At 53.6% G+C, this 17175-nt stretch carries 19 protein-coding genes; 5 read left to right on the top strand and 14 right to left on the bottom strand.

Annotation, left to right across the window (positions count from 1 at the left end; genetic code table 11):
• Both BST81_RS23535 and BST81_RS23530 read right to left on the bottom strand, forming a co-directional pair.
• On the bottom strand, positions 1–1116 hold a 1116-nt coding region (locus BST81_RS23535), incomplete at its 3' end, for a tetratricopeptide repeat protein (RefSeq protein ID WP_075600962.1).
• Positions 1117–1165: 49 nt separating this feature from the next.
• Complete coding sequence (locus BST81_RS23530) at positions 1166–2530, bottom strand: N-acetylmuramoyl-L-alanine amidase (protein WP_075600961.1); 1365 nt, start codon at positions 2528–2530, stop codon at positions 1166–1168.
• Positions 2531–2582: 52 nt separating this feature from the next.
• Here BST81_RS23530 and BST81_RS23525 point away from each other — a divergent pair, with 52 nt between their 5' ends.
• The gene (locus tag BST81_RS23525) at positions 2583–3410 is read left to right on the top strand and encodes an alpha/beta hydrolase (protein WP_083637038.1); all 828 of its coding nucleotides are present in this window, start codon (positions 2583–2585) and stop codon (positions 3408–3410) included.
• Positions 3411–3422: 12 nt separating this feature from the next.
• Here BST81_RS23525 and BST81_RS23520 read toward each other — a convergent pair whose 3' ends face one another.
• From BST81_RS23520 to carA, 5 genes are all read right to left on the bottom strand, one after another.
• Positions 3423–3701: a DUF1816 domain-containing protein gene (locus BST81_RS23520; protein WP_075600959.1), complete on the bottom strand. Its 279-nt coding sequence runs from the start codon at positions 3699–3701 to the stop codon at positions 3423–3425.
• A gap of 155 nt (positions 3702–3856) precedes the next feature.
• Positions 3857–4792 carry a 23S rRNA (guanosine(2251)-2'-O)-methyltransferase RlmB gene (gene rlmB / locus BST81_RS23515; RefSeq protein WP_216351436.1) on the bottom strand — a complete coding sequence of 312 codons (936 nt, stop codon included), beginning with the start codon at positions 4790–4792 and terminating at the stop codon, positions 3857–3859.
• A gap of 190 nt (positions 4793–4982) precedes the next feature.
• Entirely contained in the window at positions 4983–5477 is a 495-nt protein-coding gene (locus BST81_RS23510; RefSeq protein WP_363080751.1) for a ribonuclease III domain-containing protein, read from the bottom strand.
• Positions 5478–5518: 41 nt separating this feature from the next.
• On the bottom strand, positions 5519–5863 hold the full coding sequence (locus BST81_RS23505; RefSeq protein WP_216351435.1) for an STAS domain-containing protein: 345 nt from the start codon (positions 5861–5863) through the stop codon (positions 5519–5521).
• A gap of 156 nt (positions 5864–6019) precedes the next feature.
• The gene (carA, locus tag BST81_RS23500; protein WP_075600956.1) at positions 6020–7162 is read right to left on the bottom strand and encodes a glutamine-hydrolyzing carbamoyl-phosphate synthase small subunit; all 1143 of its coding nucleotides are present in this window, start codon (positions 7160–7162) and stop codon (positions 6020–6022) included.
• A 194-nt stretch (positions 7163–7356) separates the two neighbouring features.
• Between carA and BST81_RS23495 the strand changes: the two genes are divergently transcribed.
• The gene (locus BST81_RS23495) at positions 7357–8253 is read left to right on the top strand and encodes a retropepsin-like aspartic protease (RefSeq protein ID WP_083637036.1); all 897 of its coding nucleotides are present in this window, start codon (positions 7357–7359) and stop codon (positions 8251–8253) included.
• A gap of 11 nt (positions 8254–8264) precedes the next feature.
• On the opposite strand, the gene trpD is transcribed toward BST81_RS23495, so the two are convergent.
• Entirely contained in the window at positions 8265–9344 is a 1080-nt protein-coding gene (gene trpD, locus BST81_RS23490; protein ID WP_075600954.1) for an anthranilate phosphoribosyltransferase, read from the bottom strand.
• A 101-nt stretch (positions 9345–9445) separates the two neighbouring features.
• Between trpD and BST81_RS23485 the strand changes: the two genes are divergently transcribed.
• A complete protein-coding gene (locus BST81_RS23485; RefSeq protein WP_075600967.1) occupies positions 9446–9991 on the top strand; it encodes an adenylate kinase in 546 nt (181 codons plus the stop codon).
• Between the two features lie 14 nt (positions 9992–10005).
• The gene (gene rph, locus BST81_RS23480; RefSeq protein ID WP_075600953.1) at positions 10006–10713 is read left to right on the top strand and encodes a ribonuclease PH; all 708 of its coding nucleotides are present in this window, start codon (positions 10006–10008) and stop codon (positions 10711–10713) included.
• Between the two features lie 74 nt (positions 10714–10787).
• Here rph and BST81_RS23475 read toward each other — a convergent pair whose 3' ends face one another.
• Positions 10788–11078, bottom strand: a complete 291-nt coding sequence (locus tag BST81_RS23475; protein ID WP_075600952.1) for a DUF2103 domain-containing protein — start codon at positions 11076–11078, stop codon at positions 10788–10790.
• Positions 11079–11093: 15 nt separating this feature from the next.
• Positions 11094–11672 (bottom strand): hypothetical protein, encoded by a 579-nt coding sequence (locus BST81_RS23470; RefSeq protein WP_075600951.1) that lies wholly within the window; start codon positions 11670–11672, stop codon positions 11094–11096.
• A 373-nt stretch (positions 11673–12045) separates the two neighbouring features.
• Between BST81_RS23470 and bchB the strand changes: the two genes are divergently transcribed.
• A complete protein-coding gene (gene bchB / locus BST81_RS23465) occupies positions 12046–13572 on the top strand; it encodes a ferredoxin:protochlorophyllide reductase (ATP-dependent) subunit B (protein ID WP_075600950.1) in 1527 nt (508 codons plus the stop codon).
• Between the two features lie 57 nt (positions 13573–13629).
• On the opposite strand, the gene BST81_RS23460 is transcribed toward bchB, so the two are convergent.
• The 4 genes from BST81_RS23460 to purH all read right to left on the bottom strand — a co-directional run bounded on the left by BST81_RS23460 (position 13630) and on the right by purH (position 17134).
• A complete protein-coding gene (locus BST81_RS23460) occupies positions 13630–14172 on the bottom strand; it encodes a PEP-CTERM sorting domain-containing protein (protein WP_075600949.1) in 543 nt (180 codons plus the stop codon).
• Positions 14173–14420: 248 nt separating this feature from the next.
• Positions 14421–14900, bottom strand: a complete 480-nt coding sequence (locus tag BST81_RS23455) for a hypothetical protein (RefSeq protein WP_075600948.1) — start codon at positions 14898–14900, stop codon at positions 14421–14423.
• Between the two features lie 147 nt (positions 14901–15047).
• On the bottom strand, positions 15048–15527 hold the full coding sequence (locus BST81_RS23450) for a DUF4079 domain-containing protein (RefSeq protein ID WP_075600947.1): 480 nt from the start codon (positions 15525–15527) through the stop codon (positions 15048–15050).
• 47 nt (positions 15528–15574) lie between these two features.
• A complete protein-coding gene (purH, locus tag BST81_RS23445) occupies positions 15575–17134 on the bottom strand; it encodes a bifunctional phosphoribosylaminoimidazolecarboxamide formyltransferase/IMP cyclohydrolase (RefSeq protein ID WP_075600946.1) in 1560 nt (519 codons plus the stop codon).
• Positions 17135–17175: the final 41 nt, after the last annotated feature.

Genomic DNA, 17175 nt, shown 5'->3' with positions numbered 1-17175 from the left:
GTGGGGGGCAGGGTCAACCCTGGCGCTGGCCTGGGCCGTTTGCAGAGGTTTAATTTTGTCCAGGATGACCCGGTAGCGGTTCCAATCCTGCCGATCGAAGTAAAGATTGGCGGCTCGCTGGTAGTCTTCCAGGGCTCCCCGCTGATCCTGGAAGGCAAAACGAGCGGCAGCCCGGTCACAGTAGATTTCGGCTGCATCTGGCTGTAGTGCCAGTGCCCGGGAATAGTCTTCGATCGCCTGCCGGTGGTTGCCGAGCTTACTATAAGCTTGGGCTCGATAGCAGTACGCCCCTGGGTTGCGATCATTCTGTTGGAGAAGAGAGTTAAAATCCTCGATCGCACCCCAACAGTCGCCTAACTCAATCCGAAGCAGCCCCCGGCTCAGCCGCATCTGATCGTCCTGTGGAGTGAGCTGCAGGGCCTGGGCCAGGTCCTGCATAGCTGCCTGGGGGTTGCCCAACCGGCTCCGGACGATGCCCCGATAACAGTAGGCTCTGGCATTTTGGGGCTCAACCTGGATCAACCAGTTGAAATCTTCCAGGGCCTGCCTGTAATTTCCCTGCTGAAGTTTATCCAGGGCCTGCTGGAAAAAGTCTTCAGTTTGAACCAGTTGCAGGGCAGAGGACTGGGTTTTACTTCTCTGGATCAGCACGCTCTGGAGTTGCTGAATGGTCTCTAGGCAGCGACGACCATTCTCGGCATCTTTTTGGGCCAGGTAGAGCTGGGCAGCCTGTTTCAGACTGGCGATCGCCGTCTGGGTGTTACCCAGACGCTGATGCAAGGTTCCCTGCAGGTGGCGGGCTGCGGCGTGATCGGCATTGAGTTGGAGGGCTTGATTTGCGTCTTTCAGGGCAGCCTGGAGCTGATGTTGGGCCATCTGGGCCAGCCCCCGGGCAAAGTAACCCTCTGAGAAGTCAGGCTGGATCTGAAGGGCCTGGGTATAATCTGCGATCGCCCCGGCCAAGTCTCCCAGATTGAACCGGGCCAGCCCTCGCCGGTGGTAAGTGGTAGCGGATTGGGGATGGGTTTGCAGGGCCTGATCAAAGGCTGCGATCGCCCCCACCAGATCCCCCTGTCGGGCTTTTTCCACGCCCTGGTCAAAATAGTTCTGCTCCATGCTGCCAAGCGTCAGGTCACTGTATTAGCCCATCATAACCCTGTGCCCATTAGAGTAGTCCGGAGGACTCATAGAGCCGTCTAACCAGGGCCAAAATGCGGCTGCCGTATTCCATATCAGCAGACCATCGGCCCCCTAGTTGTTCTAGTTGGGGGGCAATGCCCCGGGTGATAAAGCGAAACCGGGGATCGACCAGTTCCTGCACTAGGGGTTCCTTGGTGGCGTAAGCCTTCAGATGCTGAATATGGGCTCTGACACCGAGTCGGGTGCTGGCGAAGGTTGCGCCAGTAGGTTCACCCTCAATTGATCCCAAGCTGGCAAAGTTATTCTGGGAGGGTTTCACGTCACCCCCAAACCGTAAAAAAGTAGTCTCCACACACATCTGGCAGAAGGCAATGTCATAGTTGACGCCCTCCATACCAGCCTCCTCTCGATAGAGTTTGGCAATGTCTGGAAACTGGGCCAGGGAAGATTCGTGGTTGGTTTTCAAGAACATCATCAATTGGACTTCCGAGGTCTGGCCCCGGCCCATAATCTGATCCAGCATGGCGGGGTAGATCTTTAGAATCGATCGCAGGCTGACAGTTCGATTGTTATTGTCCCAGGTGACCGAGAGATTCAAATCACGCAGTTCGATCGCTTTGATATAGACAATGCTGCGATAGTTAACCAGGCGAACTTGCCCGGTGCGAGGAATCTCGATGCCCAGGCTGTCAATTAAATCGACGGGAACATAGGGATTGCCATTCAGTAAAATGCCTTTTTCGTCATGGAATTGGCCATTGACTGTGATGACAATCTCTGAGGGGCCAGTTCCAGACGTAGGGGGGGATGGGGGGAGGCTACCGCCGGAAATGGCCCGACTCCAGGAAGAAAGGCCATCGGCGATCCCCAGGGCAATATCCCGACGCCGGGTCTGGATAATGAACCGATCGTCTGGATTGGTGAGAAACCCAATCTCCAGGAGCAGAGAAGGGGCAGCAATCTGGCGACAGAAGGCCAGACGCCCTACCCCGGTGGCCGTATCGGGACGGGCTCCCCGACTCAGCAATTGGGGGACTCGCCGCAGCAAAGCCAGTAACAATAGATCGCCATGGGCTTTACGATCGTCATTATTGGCGATGTAGAACACGCTGGCCCCTCGGACCGTGGGGTTAGAAAAAGCATCGGCATGAATCTCTAGCGCCACATCCTCGCGGGTGGCGCGGACGTTGATCCAGTCTATGGTCTGGGTTAAGTTGAGATCATCGGGAACGGCCAGCACATCCAGGTTACGCAATCTTAACTCTGTGACAATCAGGTCCCGGGTGAGGATCATTTCCCTGGCTTCTGTGGTCTCGGCAACCATTGCCCCCGGGTCTTGCACCCCCCTTGTTAAACCACCGTGTCCGGCAGAGATGAAAATTCGGCCCATCTGCGTTTTCCAATGCTGCCAGTCAATGTTATATCCATTCCTCCAGATTGCAATGTCCCAGGCTCTCAATCTCAAAGTTTTGCAACAAGGCCAGGGTTTTCCGATTCTCTGTCTCCATGGTCATCCTGGTTCCGGCGAATGTATGGGTGTGTTCTGTGAGCCCCTGTCCCGTCAGTTTCTGACCCTGGCTCCTGATCTGCGGGGCTATGGGGGTAGCCACACCCAGGAAGAGTTCACGATGATGGATCACTTGGCTGACCTGGAAAGACTTCTGGATCAGCACCACATTTCTCGCTGTCTGGTTCTGGGTTGGTCCCTGGGAGGGATCCTGGCTCTGGAATTGGCCCTCAGAGTTCCCGATCGGATCAGTGGGCTGATCCTGATCGCAACCTCTGCCTCTCCAAGAAGTAAACATCCCCCCGTCACCTGGCAGGATGAACTCTGGACTGGGGTGGCCTCCATCCTGAATTGGCTGCAACCGGGGCGGCCCTGGCATATTGAATATTTCGGGAAGCGATCCCTCTACCGCTACCTGATTCAGCGGCATCATCAAACCGCCTACCAATATCTAGCGAAAGCAGCCTTACCGGCTTATTTAAAAACTTCTGGTCGGGCTAAGAGAGCCCTCTCGCAGGCACTCCGATCGGGGTACGATCGTCACGGTGATCTGAAGGAAATCAAATGCCCTGCTCTGATTTTGGCCGCAGAGCAGGACTATCACATTACCCTGGAATCCAGCCTAATGACAGCTCGAGAACTGGAAAAGGGAACCTGGCAGAGTTATGCCAATGCAGGGCATTTGTTCCCCTGGGAGATTCCGACTCAAGTGCTGCAGGATATTGAAGGCTGGATTCAATCGAATCCGCACTTGACCCGATAGACTGTCAGGACATTATTGCATCTGACCGCTGAAAACCCGGGTCGGCACCGCTTTACCATCTGCATCCTCGCCCACGGTTAAGGAGGAAGGCTTGCAACGTTTAACATCGACTGCGATCCCCTGAGCGCCTTCCTTTTCCAAATCCTCTACATAACCCCCCTGGGCAGACTGGGCAGACTCTGCACTTTCAAAGGGGCCGAAGTAGTAGGTACAGCGGGGTTTATCGGTCTTAACTTCAACCCACCAAGCCAACCCTAAAACCTGTAAAACACCGGTATAAATATCTTTCATTGTTCCTTTGCCAACGCAACTAAGGGGTGGTATTGAGCGTCACCAGCGAAATCACCTGTGTACGGCGTCCGTTCAGGCAAGCTATATAGAAATGGCTATATAGGTCTGTTTCGGAACTACGGTAAACAGCATCAGCAATCTTACTTTTTGAATATTCACACTTTGTTATACTCTTTAGCAATTGTTTTTTCAATTCCCTTAGAAGAATTATGTAAGGGGATCGTTTGCATCCAACGTTGCCGGAAGAGTTCGTAAAGTAACATGCCTGTAGCCACGGATGCATTCAGGCTGGGGGTATTTCCCTGGAGAGGAATGGAAACCAGAGTATCGCAAGCGCGCTGAATGCTCAAACTTAGCCCTTCTCCTTCCGAGCCGATCGCCAGCACGGTGGGATGGGCAATCTGAACGGTGTGGACGGGTTGGCCTGATGTAGCTTCGGCACCATAGATCCAGAAGCCAGCTGCTTTCAGCTCCTGAAGCGCGCGTCCCAGGTTGACCACTCGTGCCACGGGTAGAAATTCCAAGGCCCCGGCGGCAACTTTCATCACCGTAGAGGTGATGCCCGCAGCTCGTCGTTGGGGAATGACTAATCCCTGTGCGCCCAAGGCTTCAGCAGTTCGAATAATCGCACCTAGATTGTGGGGATCGTTAATATGGTCAGCCACGATCAATACGGGTTGGGTAGAACTGGCGGTTGCCTGAGTGATCAAATCTCCCAGCTCCACATAGTTATAGGGGGCAACCTGGGCGGCGATCCCCTGATGATTAGCTCCTTGGGTGAGCTGAGTCAGCCGTTGAGGTTCCACCTCATCGATCACAACCCCATTCTGTTTCGCCTGAGCCAGCAGGGTGTGAAACCGGGGATCATAGCGTAATTTGGCGGTGACCCAGATCCGGTTGAGTGATCGTTGGCTTTCCAGCGCAGCCTGGAGGGGATGGCGGCCATAGATCAGATCGATATCTTCCGATGGGGCTTCCTCGACAACTGGTGCTGGACGGGTTCTCCTTTCCGTCCGCCCCTCTCGGGCTCCTTCAGGGGGCATCGCCCGATAGTACGGACCCGCAGCAGGCCGCCGGATACGTTTGGGCATGTCCGAAGGGCGATCCGATCGGGGATGTTGACCGGCACTCCTGAGTTTTGGCTTTTCAGGTTGATCTGCAGATCCCCGAGGCGAGATCTGATCTGCGGACCCTCGGGGTGAGAATTGATCTGCAGATCTCCGAGGCGAGAACTTAGACTTGGCTGCCCTCCCCTGAGGTTTGCCGTTTCGGGGTTTGGGTTTACGATCTTTCGGAGTCATGGTGGTGTACCGTTTCTGCTTCCAGGTTCAGTCTGGATAAGAGTTGGGCAAGACGCTGGGGATCGGTGAGATAGAGGTAACCGATCAAAGTTTCCAGACTGGTCGCCTGCTGATAAATTTCAGGATCAACTCGTTTGGGGCCGCCAGCAGCGGCATTCCTCCCCCGTTTGAGAATATCTAGCTCAGTCTCGTTCAGGTAAGGATGAAGGAATTGAAGGTGATGCGCCTGCTGCTCCGCCCTGACTTGAGCCACAACCTGGCGGTGGTAGTCCCGCAGGCGCTGGGGCGGAAACAAATAAGCGGTGCGAATATAGAGCTCGTAAATAGCATCTCCCAAGTAAGCCAGAGCTGCAGGTGAAAGCTGTTGCACCTGCGCACTCTGGACTTCGAAGAGCAAACCCCGTGAGGCTGCTCTCAAATCTTGATCCCAGGTGAGATGACTTTCCCTGGAATCATGGTCCTCGCTGATATTCACCTGCAGGCTCGATCTAAAGGCTGTGCTCGACGACAGATTGATCAGGCTAACTTAACTTTTTCTAGGGCAGCATCTACCGATGGTTGTAAGGAGAGAAACTGCTCCAGACGAACCAACTTAACGGTCTGAGTTACACGAGGATTAGTCACAATTTGCAAAGTACCTTCGATGCCCTGAACCTTCTTCACCAGTTGGACCAGCGCACCTAAGCCAGAGCTATCGACAAAATCGATATGGGAAAGGTCCAAAATAATATGCTTTGGACCTTCTTCGACAAACTTGTTGAGTACCTTACGGAAAGTAGGTTCAGAAAAGGCATCTAACAAGCCTGTTAGACGAAAAAGTTGGTAATTATCTCCGACTTCACGGGTGCCTCTCAGGCTCACAGTCAGAGTCAGTGGCTCAGGAATAGACCCCTCCTAACACTACATATTCCTAGGATTCGACGCTCCAGTATATTTTATTTCGCTTCTTCCTTCAACCGCAGTTATACAAGGATTGTTGTTGCAAAGTTTTGTTGCTGCGTGATTGGTTATGAGCGCTTACTGGCGGGCTGCCTGCATGATCTGGACAAACCGGGCAAACAAATAGTCGCCATCGTGGGGGCCGGGGCTCGCTTCCGGGTGGTACTGTACTGAGAACAGAGGCAAGGTTTTATGGCGCAATCCGGCAACGGTTTGATCGTTCAGGTTGAGATGGGTGATTTCGACCTCTGCTTCTGGCAATGAATCGGGATTGATCGCAAAGCCATGGTTCTGGCTGGTGATTTCGACTTTTTGAGTTAACCCTGCTGGTTGATTTAACCCCCGATGACCAAACTTTAATTTGAAGGTTTCTGCCCCCAGGGAAAGCCCTAAAATCTGGTGCCCCATACAGATCCCAAACATGGGCTTTTGACTGTTCAGGAGCGCCCTGACAGTTTCGATCCCCTCCTGAACGGCGGCTGGATCTCCAGGACCATTGGACAGAAAAATACCGTCTGGATTGTGCTTGAGAATTTCTTCAGGAGAGGTACTGGCGGGCACCACAATTACCCGACACCCATAGCTGGCCAGCCGCCGCAAAATATTGCGCTTGATCCCAAAGTCGATCGCGACAACGGTCAGCGGCTTTTCAACCGCCTCAGACTCAGTAGTAAATTCCCAATGGGTGGGGGTCGGGTTGACCCACTCATAGATCTCAGGGGTGGTCACTTCCCGTACCAGATTTAGCCCGGTCATGTCCGGAGCTTTTTGCAATTGCTCCAGCAGTTCAGCCGGGTCAAGAATTTCTGTCGAGAGGGCTCCATTCATCGCTCCCAGGGACCGGATGCGTCGAGTCAGGGCCCGGGTGTCGATGCCATAAATGCCCGGAATCTGATGTTGCTTCAGATAGTCAGGTAGGGATTGGGTCGATCGCCAGCTACTGGGTTGAGAAGAAATATTACGCGCAACCACACCTCTCACCTGAGGGGCAGCAGATTCTTCATCCTCAGGATTAACGCCAGTATTGCCCAGTTCCGGATACGTAAAAATAACAATCTGTCCACAATAGCTGGGATCCGTCAATACTTCCTGATATCCCGTCATCCCAGTATTGAAAACGACTTCACCGATCACTGTGCCGGTTGCGCCAAAGGACGAACCCTGATAAGAACTTCCGTCTGCTAAAACAAGCAGGGCCGGTTGAGCAGTTAAAGTAGGCATAGGATCTTTACGGAGGCTAAATTGCACGAGTGCTATTATCCTATGTTCAATCCTGGATTTCGCATCACTTTTTGCAGGATGTACTGCTTCCCTGACAACCCCCAAAGTCCCTGCCCCTGAAAGAACAGGGTTGAAAGAGCAGTGGACAGTTGAATTGCCCCCGTGATGGAATTGTGTCTGCAGAGGATTTGAGGATGGCTCGCCACGCTGATGTATGGATGTTTTGTCTGGTTGGCTTGACCACAGCCCTGACGGTTGCCTGCAGGAATAATCCCCCTGCTGGGACGGCAACCCCCTCGACCCAGCCAGCCAGTCAGCCGATCGCCAGTTCAGTCGCTCCACCAACTGCACCAGAGTCCCCAGCGAGTCAACCGACTGCTCCCTCTCCCAAGGTCAATTCTTTTGAACTGGGGTTGGATAAGGCAGCCAGTGCGACCAGCATTACCAGTACAGCTCAGTCGGCTGAGGATTGGAACTTGGCAGCTGATCAGTGGCGGCAGGCGATCGACCTGATGAAGCGCTTGCCCTCATCCAGTCCCTATCAGGTGTTGGCTAAAAGCAAGATTCCGGAGTATCAACGCCAGCTTAGTTTTGCCCAAAAGCAGGCCAGTCGGCTGAGCCAGGCTCCCCGATCGCTACCCCTTGCCAGTAGTCCGGCGACCATCACGGTCCAGACCTCGGACAATGCTCGGAGTCCCGCCGGGCAGGCGATCGCCCGGGATCAGGTGTATCGGGTCAGAATTAAACGGCGGGAAGGCAACACACCGGTGATCGATGTCACCTTCAATGGCCGCTATCGGTTTGAAATGATCGTGGATACGGGAGCCAGTGCCACGGTGATTACCCAGCAAATGGCCAGTGCGATGGGGGTTGTTCCGGTGGATACTGCGACAGTTGATACGGCCAGTGCCAAAAATGTCCAGGTGCCTGTAGGGTTTGTAGACTCGGTAGAGGCGGGTGGGCTGACTGCTAATAATGTGGCAGTCATGATCGCCAATTCAGAACTGGACATTGGCCTGCTCGGGCACAACTTTTTTGGGGAGTATGATGTCACCATTAAGCGGGATGTCGTGGAATTTCGCGTGCGCTAAGGGTTGCCGGGTCAGGATCTTAAGAATTCTACCAGTTGTTCCAACTTGTCCCAGGCGGCCCCACTGGTGAGAACGTCGCGGGCGATCGCAATCCCCTCTGCCTCATCCCCAGCTTTCCCGGCCACTCGCAGGGCCAAAGCTGCGTTGAGCGTGACCACATCTCGTTGGGCGCGAGTGCCCTGGCCCTGGAGGACCTGTCGCAGGATGGTGGCATTCTCCTCGACTTCTCCGCCTTTCAGCGCACTGGTGGGTGCGACCTCCAGGCCCAGGGCCTGCGGATCCAAGCTGGTGACGGTGACTTGACCTGCTTCCAGTACGGCCAGGTCGGTCAGGTCGGCCAACCCGGCCTCATCCAGTTTTTCCCGCCCATGGAGGACGATCGCCCGCTGAGTCCCCAACAGGTTCAGGGCCTGGGCCAGGGTTTCAATCAAACGGGCGTCAAACACGCCCATCACCTGACCTGTGGGACGCAAGGGGTTGACCAGTGGACCTAGCAGGTTGAAGACAGTTCGCACTTTCAAGGTGCGCCGCAGGGAAGCTACGGCTTTCAGGGCTGGATGCCAGCCTGGAGCGAACAGAAAAGTGATGCCGACTGCGGAGAGGGCGGCCTGCACCTGACTGAAATCTGCACTTAAATTCACCCCTAATGCTTCCAGGACATCGGCAGAACCCACTTTGCTGGAAGCCGATCGGTTCCCATGTTTGGCCACAGCAATGCCGGTTGCAGCCACGACGAAGGCCACTGCGGTGGAGATATTGAAGGTAGAAGCACCATCTCCACCAGTGCCACAGGTGTCGATCAGGGGAGTGATGGCAGGGTTGAGAGTGAGAGGTGTGGCATGGGATTGAAGCACCTGGGCCATTCCGGCCAGTTCAGGGGCAGAAACCTGTTTGGACTGGAGGGCCGCCAGGATGGCCCCCGACAGGACTGGCGGGATGGCCTCAGCCAGCCAGCCCTGCATGAGGTCAGCGGCCTGGGCAGTGGTGAGGGATTGGCCATCCAGCAATTGTTGTAATAGAGCTGGCCAGAGGGGAGAATCGGCCAGAGCTGGATCTGAAGGGGGAAGGTTCGGTACAGCGGCAGTCGTCATGACGACAGGAAAGGGAATGATAAAGGACTCGTATTCAGCTATACCATAGAGACGTGAAATAATGAGTGCGAGAATTTAGCCGCTCAGGAGCGATCGAGTCTGTGAGATTGGTAATTCTAGGAGGACCGGGATCAGGCCGAGGGACTCAGGCCAGACAGGTATGTGATTACCTGGGGATTGTTCCCATTTCTACCGGAGATGTTTTGCGGCAGGCGATCACAGACCAGACGGAACTTGGCCAGCAACTGCAATCTTGTGTGGAAAAAGGGGAACTGGTGCCAGATGAGATCATGATTCAGTTCATGCGGCAACGGTTGGCCCAGCCTGATGTGGCGACGGGTTGGTTGATGGATGGTTATCCCCGAACGGCTTTTCAGGCCGAGGAACTGGATTTCCTACTGGATGACCTGGGCCAGCGGCTCAATTGGGCAATTTTCCTGGATGTGCCTGATCCGGTTTTGCTCCAGCGGTCTACTTCCCAGTCTCGCCTGGACGATACGCCTGAAGCCGTACAACGGCGCATTGAGTTATTTCATAGCCGCACGGTACCCATTCTGGAGTATTATGAGCGGCGCAATCGCCTGTTGCGAATTAACGGAGATCAATCTCCAGAAGCAGTACAGCAGGATATTAGACAAGGACTTTAGGCAGAGAACTGATGATGACCTGGCAACGACCGGATGGCCGTCGATCGGATCAACTTCGTCCCGTCCGCTTCGAACATGACTTTACCCGGTTTGCAACGGGCTCGGTGCTGGCCCATTGTGGGGAGACTCAGGTCCTCTGCAATGTCACGGTGCAGCCAGGGGTGCCCAGATTTCTGGAAGGCTCCGGGCAGGGCTGGTTGACTGCTGAATACCGTATGTTGCCGGGGGCCACACCCCAACGGCAGGAGCGGGAAACCCTGAAAATTTCCGGACGGACCCAGGAAATTCAGCGCCTGATCGGGCGCAGCCTGAGGGCGGCTCTGGATATGAAGCTCCTGGGAGAACGGACCCTGATCGTGGATGCAGATGTGCTGCAGGCGGATGCGGGTACTCGAACAACAGCGATTACGGGCGGATTTGTGGCCCTGCAGGATGCGATCGATCGTCTGCTCCAAGCAGGGGATCTAAAGCAATCACCGATCCGCCACCAGGTGGCTGCCGTGTCCGTGGGGCTAATCAATGACGAACCCTTCCTGGATTTGAACTATCCGGAGGATGTGGCCGCAACCGTTGATTTCAATGTGGTGATGACAAGTAGCTTGCATCTGATTGAAGTTCAGGGCACGGCTGAAGAAGGCAGCTTTACCCGATCGCAGCTGAATCAATTGCTGGATATGGCTGAAAAGGGGATTGGGGAATTATTCCTGGCCCAAACATCTTAGGTTGGGGGATGAAATACCTTGAAAATCTGCTTCGGAGGGAGGTGAATGCCGTAGGGACGGGATTAATCTCGTCCCTACGGCATCACCTGGTCGATCGCGGCTTCCAGGTCTTCCCGCTCCAAACTGGTAATCACAAAAACTTCTTGAAACATTTTCCCTTTGCGGCCAATTAACTTAAATCCACCCAGAATTGGGGTGGAAACCTTCAATTGGAAATTGGGTGCGTTGGAACGAGTTTTGCCAATCACCGCCGGAGTAATGGTTTGAATGCCCGGTTGACGGGTTAATTTCTCTAAAATTTTAATCAGGCCGGGAAGATGGGTGGAGTGATTCCAAACCAGGCGGCCATGGGTGGGATCCGTCATATAGATTTGCCTGAATTATTGACTCTTCTGAGCCAGTTGTTTTAATAATGCTTCCACGTTCTTAGGATTCCGAATGCCCTTAAAACCGATGTCTTCAGTGCGGCGATCGCCATCACTATCCTTCCACTCCCGCACTGCAAAAATCACATCTCCGGTCCCATCCGATCGTTCTTTGCGGAATAGGTTTCCCAATTGCTCGGGGGTGTAACTTCTGATCGTGGTTGACCCGCCTCCGGTAAGGAGAATAGCTCGGTTATCAGTAATCAGATAAACAGTTTGTTTGGCTTGTTGCCAGACCCATAAAGGACTGGATAACATGCCTAACCCAATTAAAACAAAAGGAACTCCAAAAAGTGCGAAGATGTGTTGAAACTGCAAACCATGGCTTAAATTGGGAAGCTTAAATCCGGCTGCACCCCACATCCAAAACAAGGCAAAGGCAGTCCAGGGAATCCCAAATAAAACCGCTCCAATGGATTCCAGTGTGAAGAAACGAGGGATGGGTTGCTCGATCCAGCGGATGAATTCGCCCGGTTGTAGTTCCCGATCTACTTTTTGGCGGAGCTGACGCGGCAATGGTAAATGATCTAGCATAGGCTGCTTCCTGATTAACGGTGAGATCGTAATCCAACCCAGAATTGCCATCAGGGAGATGTCAATTCAATCAGACTATATCTTTACTTCCAGGATAATAAATGAGGAGAAACCCCTAGAAAACCCTCTATGCAATGGATTGCGATCAGCTAACAAGAGTTAAGAAAGATTGAAATTGTTTAAATATTCTCCTGACCTAAAAAGCCTGTAACTCTTGCTGAGTATGTTTTTTGCTTGTATTGCTCTGATTTGGTACTGCGATCGTCCACTGCCCATCTCTGAGAAAATTCGGAAGTCATTGCTATGGATACTGCTCGGCTCAGCCTCTGAACTGGGTTGAAGACTCAAAAATCAATATAGGGGAGATAGAGTTATGAAACTGGCTTATTGGATGTATGCAGGTCCGGCTCACATCGGCACCCTTCGCATCGCCAGTTCCTTTAAGAATGTCCATGCCATCATGCATGCGCCACTGGGGGATGATTACTTCAATGTCATGCGATCGATGCTGGAGCGGGAGCGGGACTTTACCCCCGTGACAGCCAGTGTGGTCGATCGCCATGTCTTGGCTCGTGGCTCTCAAGAAAAGGTGGTGGACAATATCACCCGCAAGGATGCTGAAGAACATCCCGACCTGATTGTGCTGACCCCAACCTGTACTTCCAGTATCTTGCAGGAAGATTTGCAGAACTTCGTGGACCGAGCCCAGGTGGAGTCCAAAGGCGATGTCATGCTGGCGGATGTGAACCACTACCGGGTTAACGAACTGCAGGCTGCCGATCGCACCCTCCAGCAAATTGTTCAGTACTACATTGAAAAGGCCCGCAAAAAAGGGGATCTGCCCCAGGGCAAAACCGAAAAGCCTTCAGTCAATATCATTGGCATCTCGACCCTGGGCTTCCATAACCATCACGATTGCACTGAACTGAAGCGTCTGATGGCGGATCTGGGGATTGAAGTTAACCAGGTGATTCCGGAAGGAGCCTCGGTTCATAATCTGAAGACCATGCCCCAAGCCTGGTTCAATCTGGTACCCTATCGGGAAATTGGGCTCATGGCCGCCCAGTATCTGGAAACGCAATTTGGCACCCCCTATATCGATATCACGCCGATGGGGGTGGTGGAGACGGCCCGTTGCATTCGCAAGATTCAACAGGTGATCAATGCTCAGGGTGCTGCTGTGGATTATGAAGACTACATCAATGAGCAGACGCTCTATGTGTCTCAGGCCGCCTGGTTTTCCCGCTCGATCGACTGCCAGAACCTGACGGGCAAGAAAGCGGTGGTCTTTGGGGACAGCACCCACTCAGCGGCTATGACGAAAATCCTCAGTCGAGAAATGGGGATTCATGTGGTCTGGGCTGGCACCTATTGCAAGTACGATGCAGACTGGTTCCGGGAGCAGGTGGGTGAATACTGTGATGAGGTGATTGTGACCGATGACCACGGCCTCATCGGGGATGCGATCGCCCGGGTGGAACCCTCTGCCATCTTTGGTACCCAGATGGAACGCCATGTTGGCAAGCGCCTGGATATTCCCTGCGGTGTGATTGCCGCACCGGTGCATATTCAAAATTTCCCGATCGGGTACAAGCCTTTTCTGGGTTATGAAGGGACGAATCAAATCGCGGATCTGGTCTATAACTCCTTCACCTTGGGGATGGAGGATCACTTGTTGGAGATCTTTGGCGGGCACGATACCAAGGAAGTGATTCACAAAGGCATCAGTGCCGACTCTGATCTGTCCTGGACTAAGGAAGCTCAGGCTGAGCTGAATAAGATTCCCGGATTTGTCCGGGGCAAGGTGAAGCGCAATACCGAGAAGTTTGCCCGGGAGCGTGACTTGAGCCAGATTACGATCGAGGTCATGTACGCTGCCAAGGAATCCGTAGGCGCTTAAAAAAACGTCGGGACAATCCAGGATTGTCCCGACGTAATCATGAACTTAAAGAGGAAACTACGCAGAGCGCTTGGAACGGGACCGATTCAACAGCAGGCCCAGGCCTAGAGCGCTTAGACCCAGAACAGTACCGGGTTCGGGAACTTTCTCGTAGGTAACGTTGCCAATACCGGAATCAGGGGTTGGATCAGGGGTGTTGCCAGACGCAGAGGAAATCGCATAGAAGAAGTCAGGACCAAAGATGCTGGCCTGCAGACCGGAGACAGCGGCATCATCGGCCTGGTAGTTCAGCCCTGCGAACTGACCCTCTTCAAAACCAACACCTGCCAGTGAATCGAAGGTTTCATCGAAGGTTTTGCCTGCAAAGGTGAAGGTGAGTTTGCTTAAGCTAGCCAGTTCAGATCCGGTGCCGGTCAGTTGGGCATCATCAAAGCTGAAAGAACCCAGGTAAGATTGCCCAGCGTTGATGCCAGTGGTTGCTTCAGCCTTAAAGTTGTAGGTCACAGTAGCTGCCTGGACAACCTCTGTCAGAGTTCCAGCCAGGCTCACTGCTGCTGCTCCAACGAGTGCAACAGTAAATTTCTTGAATGAAGAAGTCATAGAAGCGCCGCATGTAATGGGATATGGGGGTATTTTGACGGATGATTTTAACCAACCTGCGTGTTCTTCCTGACATTCTCAGTGAAGTTTTGGTGAAGAGATGGGAGCATTTTTAAGTGGTTGATTAAGCCGGTTAATATGGCTTGGAGCCCTGTAGGTCCAGTCGATCACAAGGGATAAAAAAACCCTTGGAGTGCGGTAACCACACCCCAGGGGTTTTGTGAGAAAAAATAATTGTAGCTAGCAAATTAACGGCTAGTTTTGACTTCCCGTGCCATTTGTAGGAAGGAAGCCATATTGGCCCCCGGATAGCGCCGGTACGTAGACATAACTGCCGGAACAACGGTTGAGGTTGCTGCCACAGGAGCCGGACTGGTAGCCGGATCTGGGGCTGGTTTTGTCGGAGCACTAACTTCAGGGGCTTGCCTGAACGTTTTCTTCCGGGCTGGAGCCATCGCTCCATCCTGGGTTGCTTCTGCTGTGGGCTTAGCCTGTTGACCGTTTTGCGAAGCCTCTAGAGGAGCCCCAGAGGTTACTGCGTCATTGGGTTGAGGTTGAGCCCCAACTGGCTTAGTTGCCGCCGATGTCTTGGTTTGAGAGCCGCTAGAACCACGGAGCCGGAGCAGCGCCACGAGACCAACCGCGATCGCTGCAGTGACCCCCACTGTCGATAAATTCGCATTCAGTGAGGACTGGATATCAAGAGCTAAAAAGAGAAAATTAATCATGTTTTCCGATCCCTTTTGCAGATCCCTATGAAGTTTACTCTCTCATACTCTGTAACCCTACAGAGCATGATGAACCATAAAAAATCAACCAGCGAATTGAGCTGGCTGACTGGAGTAACTTCAGACTCTGAAAGCAGACTGAATGGATTAAGCAGTCTGCATTTTCTCCAGAATCCGCTGAACAATTTGGATCCCTGTGGCAGCTTGCCAACCGAAAAGGCCTAACAAGGTTACATTCAAAAGAATGTGAGTCAGGCGGGCCCAGTTAGCGCCCTTTTGCATGTAGGGCGAAAGAGAGGCGGAAACTGACATCATGCCGACCATGCCTAGCCCTGCCAGGAGATGGGGGCCGACAAACAGCTTGCCATTGTTGATGTAAGTTACAGCCATGCCACCCAGAGTCCCTAGGGTCATCAATGCCAGTAAGAGGGAGCCAATCTGATAGTGCTTGGTATTGAATTTACCTTGCACTAACGCTTTCTTGGCGTCTCCATCCGCACTGCGGGTACGAATGACCTGAATACCGGTATAGAGAGCATAGAGCGCGATCGCCAGGACCACCCACATCAACAGGGGATGGAAAAACTGGCTCCAAACCTTAACATTTTCCGGGATCTCAAAGCTCATAGGGGTTTCTCAGAGGATCAGGGAGGGCTTCATAAAAGTTAGCATAATCAATGAAGAAAATGCCGAATTCCGGTTAAAACCATCACCAGGCCCAGTTCATTGGCAGCTTTGATCGAGTCCTGATCCCGCAGGCTACCCCCTGGTTGGACGATCGCCCCAATCCCGGCAGCAGCAGCGGTGCGTACCGAGTCATCGAAGGGGAAGAACCCATCACTGGCTAGAACCCCGCCTTGAGCAGCCTCTCCTGCCTGTTGCAGAGCCAGTTGCACGGAACCAACCCGGTTCATCTGACCGGCTCCCACCCCCAGGGTCGCCTGATCGCGGGTGACAACAATGGCATTGGACTTCACATGGCGGACGACCTTCCAGGCAAACTGGAGTTCTGCTAGTTGCTCTGGAGTGGGCTGTAGTTGGGTCACTACCTGCCAGCCAGAGGGATTCACCGGCTGATCATCCGCATCCTGGGTCAGAAATCCCCCTGCGATCGACGCCACGGTTTGGCGAGGACCCGCCTCCAAATTGGGCAGAATCAGCACTCGCACTTTCGATTTGGCCGCGAGAATCTGTTCTGCTTCTGGATCGCAGCCCGGAGCGACCACACATTCCAGGAAAGTTTCAGTCAATGCTTTGGCGGTTTCACCGTCGATCGGACGGCTGAGGGCTACGATCCCACCAAAAGCAGAGGTGGAATCTGCCTGAAAGGCTTTGTGGTAGGCTTCCGCGAGGCTGGCCCCCAGGGCTACACCGCAGGGATTCGTATGTTTAAGAATGGCTGCGGCTGCCCGGTCTGGCTCCTGGATAAATTCACAGATTAGCAGGCGGGCCGCTTCCAGGTCCACCAAGTTGTTGTAACTCAGTTCCTTCCCCTGTAGTTTGGTGGCTGCGGCCCAACCTGTTGGACGGTTGCCTGTGTGATACCAGTTGGCAGCCTGGTGCGGGTTTTCCCCATAGCGCAAAGCTTGGAGCAAATGTCCCTCGAGGGTGAAGGAATCAGACTGAGTAAGAGGCGGGGTCTCACTGGATTGCTGTTTGGCCAGGTAGGTTGTAATGGCCCGATCGTACCCAGCAGTATGCTCAAAAGCCTGACGGGCCGCTTCCAGGCGGAATGCAGTTGAGGGGGTACCAGCTTCCCGTAATGCCTGTAGGTAAGGCTCATACTGGTGGGGACGACAGAGGACAGTCAGGTGGGCATGGTTCTTCGCTGAGGCCCGCAGCATGGCTGGACCCCCAATATCAATCTGCTCCACCGCTTCGGCCAGGGTGACATCTGGGCGGGCGATCGTCTGCTCAAAAGGATATAGGTTGACGACGACCAGGTCGATCGGTCGGATCTGATGGGCTTCCAGGTCGGTCAGATCCTGGGGCAGGTTGCGCTGGGCCAGAATGCCGCCATGGATGCGGGGATGTAGGGTTTTGACCCGACCCCCCAGAATTTCCGGAAAGCCGGTGTAGTCAGATACTTTGGTCACTGGCAGACCCGCGTCTTTCAGGGTTTTTGCTGTGCCCCCACTGCTGATCAGGTCGAAGTCGAATTCTGTGACCAGACTGCGGGCAAATTCAATCAATCCGGTTTTATCCGAAACACTCAGGAGTGCCAGACGTGCCATATACCATCCCCTTGCAAGTTCATAAGATCAGCCATCCCATA

Origin of the sequence: Leptolyngbya sp. 'hensonii' (assembly GCF_001939115.1) — a bacterium.
In the GTDB taxonomy this organism is placed as follows: Bacteria; Cyanobacteriota; Cyanobacteriia.
This window is presented reverse-complemented; position numbering and strand designations above follow the sequence as displayed.